6 protein-coding genes are annotated in these 9,637 nt (G+C 75.4%); 1 reads left to right on the top strand and 5 read right to left on the bottom strand.

Annotated features, from left to right (window positions below; genetic code table 11):
• The 5 genes from D459_RS0128295 to D459_RS0128275 all read right to left on the bottom strand — a co-directional run.
• A partial coding sequence (locus tag D459_RS0128295; RefSeq protein WP_017596362.1) for a hypothetical protein occupies positions 1–1,671 on the bottom strand: 1,671 nt, incomplete at its 3' end.
• A gap of 15 nt (positions 1,672–1,686) precedes the next feature.
• On the bottom strand, positions 1,687–2,094 hold the full coding sequence (locus tag D459_RS0128290) for a DUF3054 domain-containing protein (RefSeq protein ID WP_017596361.1): 408 nt from the start codon (positions 2,092–2,094) through the stop codon (positions 1,687–1,689).
• A gap of 227 nt (positions 2,095–2,321) precedes the next feature.
• Positions 2,322–3,677, bottom strand: coding sequence for an MFS transporter (locus D459_RS0128285; protein ID WP_206540811.1), 1,356 nt, complete (start codon positions 3,675–3,677; stop codon positions 2,322–2,324).
• A 301-nt stretch (positions 3,678–3,978) separates the two neighbouring features.
• Positions 3,979–5,145, bottom strand: a complete 1,167-nt coding sequence (locus D459_RS0128280) for a S1 family peptidase (RefSeq protein WP_017596359.1) — start codon at positions 5,143–5,145, stop codon at positions 3,979–3,981.
• Positions 5,146–5,618: 473 nt separating this feature from the next.
• A complete protein-coding gene (locus D459_RS0128275) occupies positions 5,619–7,775 on the bottom strand; it encodes a S9 family peptidase (protein WP_017596358.1) in 2,157 nt (718 codons plus the stop codon).
• 68 nt (positions 7,776–7,843) lie between these two features.
• Between D459_RS0128275 and mshB the strand changes: the two genes are divergently transcribed.
• Positions 7,844–8,704, top strand: coding sequence for an N-acetyl-1-D-myo-inositol-2-amino-2-deoxy-alpha-D-glucopyranoside deacetylase (gene mshB / locus D459_RS0128270; protein ID WP_017596357.1), 861 nt, complete (start codon positions 7,844–7,846; stop codon positions 8,702–8,704).
• Positions 8,705–9,637 lie beyond the last annotated feature (933 nt).

The following is a 9,637-nucleotide window of genomic DNA, read 5'->3' as shown; positions in this document are numbered from 1 at the left end:
CCCCGAGATCAGGGGGGGGGGGGGGTGCTGCAGACGCGTTCTTCCCTGCGGGAGGAGGAGCACCGCGCCCTTCTCCCGCCAGGTGGTGAGGGCGGGGTCCTCGTCGAGCCAGGCGGTGGCCGCCGCGGCCACCTCGGGCGGGGCGGCGGGGCCGTCCGCGCGCAGGCGGAGCCAGGGGTCGTCGGCGAGGGCGAGCAGGTACTCGCCGCCGGGGAGCACGGCGGCGGCCAGGGAGCACAGCGGGTGCCGGTCCAGGGCCTCCCGGGCCCAGCGGACCGCCTCGGCCTCCGGGACGGGGCGGGGGCGGAGCAGCGCGGTGGCCGCGTCCCGGCGGGCGGGGACGGTGTCCTCGGTGCTGACCAGGAGCGGACCGCGGGAGGCGGCGGAGACCGCGGCCGGGTGCAGCGCCGGGCGGATGACCGGTGCGCCACGGTCCACGTCCACGGTGGCCGCGGCCACCCGCCAGGCGGTGGCCTCGCCGGACAGGTGCTCGGGGTCGGGCAGCGGCGGGAGGGCGGCCGGCCCGGGCGGCGGGGCCGCGCCCAGCAGCGAGTAGCAGAGCCCCCGCAGCCGCTCGGCGGCCGCACCGGGGTGGGCGATCAGCAGGTCGCGGGCGTCGGGCGGGGGCGCGTCCAGGGCGGCCTCCACGGCGCGCCGGGGGTCGTCGGCCGGGTCGAGGAACGGCACCCGGCGGGCGAAGGCGTGCAGCGGGGAGGCCGGGTCCAGCTCGTCCCCGCCGAAGGCGGCGAGCAGCACCGGTCGGCCCAGCGCCGCCGCGTAGTAGGTGGTGGAGCCGTGGTCGCCGACCACGGCGTCGGCGGCGACGAGCGCGGCCCGCCACCCCTGGTAGGGATCGACCAGGATGAGCCCGGCGCCCTGCTCGTCGCTGAGCAGCCGGCGCAGCCCGTGCGGGTCGTGCCGGTACCAGACGTTGGGGTGCGCGATCAGGGCCACCCGGTAGGACTCGGCGGGCAGCGCGGCCAGCAGGCGGCGCACGGCGTCCCGGCCGGACCCGAGCAGCGAGTCCCGGTTCCAGGTGGAGGAGACCACGATCAGGCGGTGGCCGGGCGGGATCCGCAGGGCCTCCCGGAACCGGTCCCGGCGCCCCTCGTTCGCGGACATCCGGTCGAAGGAGACGTCGCCGACGGCTTCGGCGCGCACCCCGCGCAGCGCCGGGGCGGCGGGCAGCCGGCCGGCCTGCTCGGTGTGGGAGAGCGCGAGCGCGGCGGGCAGCGCCCGGCCGGCGTGCAGCAGCTGGCCGGGGGCGAGCCCGGAGGCGGTCTCCAGGTCTCCGGGGACGGCGCCGACCAGCCGGTTGTGCCCGGCGCCGTGCGGCATGAGCAGCAGCGGCGGCCCGCCTGCGGCCGGCCGCAGCCGGTGCAGGCCCTCCTTGGGGGAGGCCGCCAGGGCCAGGGAGAACCGCTCCCGGTCGGCGACGGCCCGGTCGAAGCCGATGATCCGCTGCACGCCGGCGGCGCGCAGCATCGGCTCCACCCCGGGTTCGGAGACCGAGCCGGGGTTGAGCGCGAAGGTGAGCTCGACGCGGTCGTCGCCGTCGAACACGTGCACCGCGTCGAGCAGGCGGCCGGCGGCGGGGACGCTGCGCACCACCACGAGCACCTCGTGCTCGGCCGGGGGGAAGGTGCGCCAGGGGTCGGGGGAGGGCGGCATGGGGGAGGCGGGCGCTCAGGCGGTCCCGGACTCCTTCTCCTTGGCGGCGCGGGCCTTCTCCCGGACCAGGACGAACGGGCGGGAGAGCTCGCGCCAGCCGATCATCGCGCCGCCGAGGAAGACGGTGGTGACGATGGCGAAGGAGAGCGGGGCGCCGTCCGGGGTGAGCAGGGCGCGCAGGGCCAGGCCGAGGGCGGTGGTGCAGAGCCAGATGCCGACGCCGGTCCAGGCGACCCGCATCGGGTGCCGCCAGGCGCGCATGGCGGCCCAGCCGACCGCCAGCCCGACGGCGAAGGGCCAGGCGGTGCCGAGGAACCCGGTGAGCGAGGCGGCCTCGGCGTGCGAGGCGCGGCCGATGGCGACGAACGCCCCGACGCTCAGCAGGTCCAGCAGCGCGGCGACGGCGACAGGGAAGAAGCGCATGCCTCCAGGTTATGAGGCGTGCCGGGAGAGTGGAGACCGGGTGGCGGGGCGGTCCCGCCCGGGATGCGGCGGGACCGGGCGGTGCCGGGGTCGCGCCGCCGTCGGGCCCGGTGGCGGGCGGCTCGGAAGGGCGCCCGTGGAGGCGGGCCTCCGGTGCGGGGGCGGTGCGGGACGGGAGGGGCCGGGGAGGCGGCGCCGCGGGGCGCCGGCTCCCCGGCCGGGTGGGGTCAGCGGGCGGAGACCGGGGTCTCGTCCAGCGAGTCGTCCCGGGTCTCCCGGGCCAGCAGGAGGGCGACCAGGGTGACCGCGGCGGAGGCGATCAGGTAGCCGCCGACCGCCCACAGGCCGTACTCGGCGGCCAGCCAGGTGGCCGCGTACGGCGCCAGCGAGGCGCCGACCAGGCCGCCCAGGTTGTAGGCGATCGAGGCGCCGCTGTACCGGACGTTGGTCGGGAACAGCTCCGGGAGCAGCGCCCCCATCGGGCCGAAGGTCAGCCCCATCAGGGACAGCCCCAGGATCAGGCAGAGCTGCACCAGCACCGTGGACCCGCTGTCCAGCATCGGGCCCATCACCGCGCCGAACAGCAGGATCGCGACGGTGGTCGCGATCAGCACGGGGCGCCGCCCGTACCGGTCCGCGATCAGCCCGGCGACCGGCGTGAACAGGCCGAAGAAGACGACGCCGACCAGCAGCATGAGCAGGAACGGGGTGTAGGAGTAGCCCAGGCCGCCCGGTTCGGGGGCGGTGCCGTAGGACATGGAGAACACGGTCGTCAGGTAGAAGAGCACGTAGGTGGCGACCATGATCAGCGTGCCCAGGACGATCGCGCCGGTGCTGGTCTTGAAGACCTCGACCAGCGGGAGCCGGGCGATCCGGCCGCTCTCCTGCGCCTTGGTGAAGGCCGGGGTCTCGTGCAGCTTCAGCCGCACCCACAGGCCGATGACGATCATCGCCGCGGACAGCAGGAACGGGACGCGCCAGCCCCAGGCGAGGAAGGCGTCGTCGCTCATGGTGGAGGTCAGGGCCAGGAAGACGCCGTTGGCCAGGAAGAACCCGATCGGCGCGCCCAGCTGGGGGAAGGTGCCGTAGAGCGCGCGCTTGCGGCGAGGGGCGTTCTCGGTGGCGAGCAGGGCCGCTCCGCCCCATTCGCCGCCCAGGCCCAGGCCCTGGCCGAACCGGCAGAGCGCGAGCAGCAGCGGGGCGGCGACGCCGATCTGGGCGTAGCCCGGCAGCAGCCCGATGAGCACGGTGGAGACGCCCATGGTGAGCAGCGAGGCGACCAGGGTGGCCTTGCGGCCGATGCGGTCGCCGAAGTGGCCGAAGAGCACCGACCCGAACGGGCGGGCGATGAAGGCGATGGCGAAGGTGGCGAAGGACTGCAGGGTGGCCGCGGTGGCGTCGCCCTCGGGGAAGAAGAGGTGGGGGAAGACCAGTACGGCCGCGGTGGCGTAGACGTAGAAGTCGTAGAACTCGATGGACGTCCCCACGAGGCTGGCGACGATCACCCGCCCCTTCCCGTTGACCGGCGGGGCGTCCGCCGCCGCTCCCCCTTCGGGCACCTCTTCCGCTGCGTGCGTCGCCACGGCCCTACCTCCCTTTACCTGGAGTTTTCAGGCACATGATACGCATGCCGAATCACCATGCGAGACATTGTGTCTCAATATATGAGATCATGTGGGCATGGGCGGGCGCCCGGGCGGAGCGGGGAGGGCCGGATGACCGGCCGGCGCGAGGGGGGATGGATGGACCTGCGCGCCGGCCGGCTCCCGCGGCCGGGGATCGCCCCGGCCACGAACACGGGACGCCCGGCCCCCCGGGGACGGGGGGCCGGGCTCCGTCAGGGACGGTCTGACGGACGGACCCGGGGGTCCGGTGCGGACCGGGTCAGCCGGTCAGCAGGGTGGCGCCGTAGGTCTCCAGGATCGGGTTGATCGGCTGGAAGAACGTGGTGCCGCCGGAGGAGCAGTTGCCGCTGCCGCCGGAGGTCACGCCCTGGGCCTGGTCGCCGCTGAGCCAGGAGCCGCCGGAGTCGCCGGGCTCGGCGCAGACGTCGGTCTGGGTCAGACCGTTGACCGTGCCCTCCGGGTAGGAGACCGACTGGTTCTTGGCCTGGACCGTGCCGCAGTGCCAGCCGGTGGTGGAGCCGGACCGGCAGATGGAGCTGCCCTCGGGGGCCTCCTCCGAGCCGGCCACCGTCACAGTGCCGCCCTCGTAGTCGTTGACGGCCGGGGTCGGGGTCCAGTTGTCGTCGGCCTGGACCACGGCCATGTCGGCGCCGGGGAACTCCGAGCCGGTCACGGTGCCGGTGCCGGAGCCGTCCTGGGAACTCACCTGGGTGCCCTCGGGGCCGCAGTGGCCCGCGGTGGCGAAGCCCTCGGTGGTGGCGAACCCGATCGAGCAGCGGCCGCCCCCGGTGGAGTACGGGTCGCCGCCGACGATGTCGGCGTAGAGCCGCGGCTTCTCCGAGGTGGTCTCGACCGTGTAGGCGTCGGCGGGCACGCCGGCCGCGGAGGCGAACTCCTCGGCCGCGGCCTCCTCGCCCTCCAGGGCGGTGATGACCACGGTGTCCTTCTGGACGTCGGGGTACCAGCCGGCGATGCCGTCGGACAGCTCGGCGCCCTCGCCGTTCAGGTCGGCGATCAGCTTCTGCAGGTCGTCCTCGCCGTACTCGACCACCTCGGCCTCGGCGCCGGCCGCCTTGACCTCCTTGGTCGCGGAGGCGTCGGTGACGGCCACGGTCAGCGTGCCGCTCTCGATGTCGAACCAGCTGCCGCCGTAGCCCTCGCCCAGCGAGGAGCGGAGCTCGGAGTCGGTGCTCCGGGCCTCGGCCTCGGCGGCGACGAGCTCGCCGGCCTCGGCCTCGGTCAGGCCGAGGTCGCGCTCCATGGCCTGCAGCAGCTCGTCGGGGAGCTGCGCCTCGGAGCCGGAGACGGTCTCCGCGGAGACGCCGGCCGGCTCGCCCGCGCCGCTGTAGACCAGCGCGCCGGCCGCGACCAGGCCGAGGGCGAGCGCGCCGCCTCCTGCGGCGCGCACGATGGTGGATCTCTGCATTCGTCCGCCCTTTCTCAGGGTCTCGGTTGAAGGCGGGATCCGCGTTGAAGAACGGGGATTCAACGAGGGATCCCGGGCCGTCCGCCTCGGGAGCGGCGACCGGCCCCGTTCGCCGCGTTCGGCAAACGATTCGCCACGATAAGTCATGGTGTCCGGAGAAAAACAGATGGTGCTGATGTTCCGAAAAGGAAGATCATCGCCGGTCGTCTGAAACGTGAAAAGAGCGGCGCGGCGGGCGGTTCGGGAAGGCCGACGTTAACCGGCGGGTAGGGGATCATCCGGAGATCGGATGTCTCTTTCGTCGGGGAAAAGTCAAGAGGAGGCGATGGCCGGATCAGGTCACTGTGGAGCGGAACTCCCCGCCGCGGCCCCCTCCGGCGGGCCACCCGGTTCCGCCGGAACGCGGACCGGGGCGGGGAGGACCGCTCCGCCCTCCCCACCCCGGTCCCGGCGGCCGCACCGACGGAAGGGCGCTAGAAGCCGCCCAGCGACGACTTGAGGAAGTCCACCTGGAGCAGGAGCAGGTTCTCCGCCGTCGCCTCCTCGGTGGGCATGTGGGTGATCCCGGAGAGCGGCAGCACGGTGTGCGGGCGGCCCGCCGCCAGCAGCGCAGAGGAGAGCCGCTGGCTGTGCGCGAACACCACGTTGTCGTCGGCCAGCCCGTGGATGAGCATCAGCGGGCGCTCCAGCCCCGCGGCGTCGTCCAGCAGCGAACTGGCCCGGTAGGCCTCCGCCTCCTCGTCCGGCAGGCCCAGGTACCGCTCGGTGTAGTGGGTGTCGTACAGCCGCCAGTCGATCACCGGCGCCCCGGCCACCGCCGCGTGGAACACGTCCGGGCGGCGCAGCACCGCCAGCGCCGCCAGGTACCCGCCGAACGACCAGCCGCGCACGCCCACCCGGTCCAGGTCCAGGAAGCCGTACCGCTCCGCCGCGTCGTGCACCGCCGCCACCTGGTCATCCAGCACCGGGCCGGCGAGGTCGCCGCGGATCGCCTGCTCCCACTCCACCCCGACGCCCGGAGTGCCCCGGCCGTCCGCGACGAGCACCGCGAAGCCCTGCTCGGCGAACCACTGCGAGGTGAGGTAGGCGCCCCGGGCCTCCAGCACCCGCTGGGCGTGCGGGCCGCCGTAGGGGTCCACCAGCACCGGCAGCCGCCGGCCGGCGTGCTCGCCGTCCGGGTCGAACCAGGACGGCAGCAGCAGCGCGGAGGGGACCGACCGCTCACCGGCCCGCCACAGCCGCGGCGCCGGTACGGGCAGCTCCGGGGATTCAGCGAGCGAGGCGACCTCGACGGCCTTGGCCCGGGTCTCGGTGTGCGCGTCGGTGACGACCAGGGTGCGCACCCCCTCGGCGTCCAGCGCCCGCCGCTGCACCACCAGCGTCCCGCCGCGCAGCCGGCCGGAGTCGACCCCGCCGCCGCCCCCGCCGGGCGGCTCGACCGGGCCCGCCGATCCCCCCGCGGCGTCGGCGATCCACAGCTCCACCCGCCCCGGCCGGGACGGCCGGGAGGCGGTGAACAGCACCCGTTCGCCGTCGATGTCGGAGACGCCGCGCACGTAGAGGTCGCCGGGGCCGACCGGGCGGCCGCCGATCACCAGCCGGCGCTCCCCGCCCGCGGTCCGGCCGATCCACACCTGCTCGCCGCCGGAGGTGAAGCCGGGCACCCCCGGCATGATCTCCACCCACACGTCGTCGCGCTCGGTGCGCACCGGGCCGGTCAGGCCGGTGGCCGGGTCGGCGCTGAACACGGTGAGCTCGGACTGGGCCCGGTTCTGCGCGGTGAACAGCACGGTCGGGGTGCCGTCCGGGCCGGTGGTCCAGCCGGCCTGCACGAGGTAGGGCAGGGCCTGCCGGTCCCAGTCCAGCCACTGCGGCCCGCCGGAGCCGTCCAGCGGCAGCACCGCCAGCCGCACGTCGGCGTTGTCGGTGCCCGCCGCCGGGTAGGCGATGGTCTGCGGCGCCGCCTCGGGGGAGGCCGGGTCGGCGATGTGCCAGCGGGCCACCGCAGACTCGTCCACCCGGGCGGCCAGCAGCGAGCCGCCGTCCGGCGCCCACCACATGCCGCGGTAGCGGCCCATCTCCTCGGCGGCGATGAAGTCGGCCAGGCCCCAGGTGACGCCGGGGGCGTCCGGCTCGGCGAGGACCCGGTCGTCCCCGGAGGCGATGGACACCGCGCGCAGCGCCCCGCCGGACACGTAGGCGACGTTCTCGCCCCGCGGGCAGATCCGCGGGTCCACCACCGCGCCGGTGGCGGGCAGCGGGAACGGGCCGGGCTCGTCGCCCGCCAGGTCGGCGTAGTACAGCCGCCCGGACAGGGTGAACACCGCGCGGGTGAAGGCGTCGTCCACGCTGTAGGCGACGATGCCGCCGCCGGACTCGCGCAGCCGCTCCCGGCGGGCCCGCTCCTCCGGCGGCAGGTCCTCCTCCTCGCCGGCGCCGACCGCCCGCGGGTCGGCGATCAGCCGCTCCCGGCCGGTGTCCAGGTCCAGCAGCCACAGGCAGGCGGCCCCGTCCGTGCCGTGCCTGCTCCTCAGGAAGGCGATCCGCCGACCGTCGGGGGAGATGCCGAATGCCTTGGGGACGCCCAGCGTGAACCGCCGGGTCCGGGCCTGTTGCCGTGGAAAGCTCATGGGGCGATTGTCGCCCATCGCGCGACGGGCGGCGCCGAGCAGGGGCGTCCCCGGTATCGTCGGGGTCCATGACGGACCGGAGACTCCTGCTGGTGCACGCCCACCCCGACGACGAGAGCATCGTCACCGGCGCCACCATGGCCAAGTACGCCGCGGAGGGGGCCCAGGTCACCCTCGTCACCTGCACCCTCGGGGAGGAGGGCGAGGTCATCCCGCCCGAGCTGGCCCATCTGGCCGCCGACCGGGAGGACACCCTGGGGCAGTACCGGATCGGCGAGCTGGACAAGGCCTGCCTGGCGCTGGGGGTGCGGGACCACCGCTTCCTCGGCGGCGCCGGCCGGTACCGCGACTCCGGCATGGTCGGTACGCCCAGCAGCGAGAACCCGTCCTGCTTCTGGCAGGCCGACCTGGACGAGGCGGCGCTGCTGCTGGCCGAGGTGGTGCGCGAGGTCCGCCCGCACGTCATGGTCAGCTACGACGCCAACGGCGGCTACGGCCACCCGGACCACATCAAGGCGCACCGGGTCGCCTACCGGGCGTTCGGCCTGGCCGCGGAGCGGACGCTGCCCGGCCAGCCCTGGCAGACCCGCAAGCTCTACGCGATCGCCCAGCCGCTGTCGGTGCTGCGCGCCCGGGTCGAGCGGGCGCAGCGCGACCCGGGCGCGTTCACCGCCCCCGCCGACGTCTCCGACATCGCCATCGGCACCCCGGACGAGCAGGTCACCACCAGGATCGACGCCTCGGCGCACTGGGCCGCCAAGGCCCTGGCGCTGCGCGCGCACGCCACCCAGGTCACCGTCGACGGTGAGCGGTTCGCGCTCTCCAACGACATCGCCCAGGAGATCGACGCGGTCGAGCACTTCACCCTGCTCCGCGGCCCCGCCTCCCGCCCCGGCCCGGACGGCCTGGAGACCGACCTGTTCGCCTGAGCCCGCCCGGCCCCTCCCCCGATGAGGGGACGGAGGGCGGAGGGACGGTGGGACGGAGGGACGGAGAGGTGCCCGGACCGAGTGCGGCGCCTCACGGGGTGAGGGTTCAAGCAGGCGGCGAAGGCGAAGGCGACGGCGGCGGCAGGGCCGGGGCGGAGGCGGTCGCCCGGGTGTCGGGCCCCGCGGAGCGGAGGTTCAAGCGGGCGGCGACGGCAGGCAGGGGGACCGGCCGGTCGGTCGGGTGCGGCGCCTCGCGGAGCGAAGGTCAAGACGGGCGGGGGACCGGCCGGTCGGTCGGGTGCGGCGCCTCGCGGAGCGGAGGTTCAAGCGGGCGGCGACGGCAGGAGGGGCACCGGCTGGTCGGTCGGGCGCGGCGCCCCGCGGAGTACAGGTTCAAGCGGGCGGCGACGGCGGCGGTAGGGCCGGGGCGGAGGCGGTCGCCCGAGTGTCGGGCCCCACGGGGCGGGGGTTCAGGCTGGCAGCGAGGGCGGGCGGGCGTGCCGGCTGGTCGGTCGCGTGCGGCAGAGCGGGTGGGGGGGTCGGGGTGGGCCGGGGCGGGCCGGGGCGGTGGGTTCGCCGTTCCCGCGTCGCCCGGGCGCCGAGGCCGGCCGTCCTTGAAACCACCTCCCCTCCCTGACCTGGGCGAACACGCACAGTGAAGGTCGGGTGGGGTGCCCTGCGCACCGCGAGAGCACCCCGGTGATTCCCGAGCGCGCATCCCGGCCCGGAACAGGCCCCCGGAAGCCCCGAATCGCCTTGATCGGGGCGGTGGCAAGGGGTTCGTGCCGCCCGGAAGGCCGGGAGTCAGGGGGCCGGAACCCGGGGAGGGCAGGGGCGGGGGCGAGATGTCGCTTTTGCCCTGCCGAGAGAACCCACCTTGGCCACTCTGGGTAACCGGGGAGAGGGCGGTGGGGGCCTCAGGGGTTACTACTC

The sequence above is a fragment of the Nocardiopsis potens DSM 45234 genome (genome assembly GCF_000341105.1).
Lineage (GTDB): Bacteria > Actinomycetota > Actinomycetes > Streptosporangiales > Streptosporangiaceae > Nocardiopsis_A > Nocardiopsis_A potens.
Note: the sequence above shows the minus strand (reverse complement) of the source record. Positions and strands in the feature narration are given on the sequence as shown.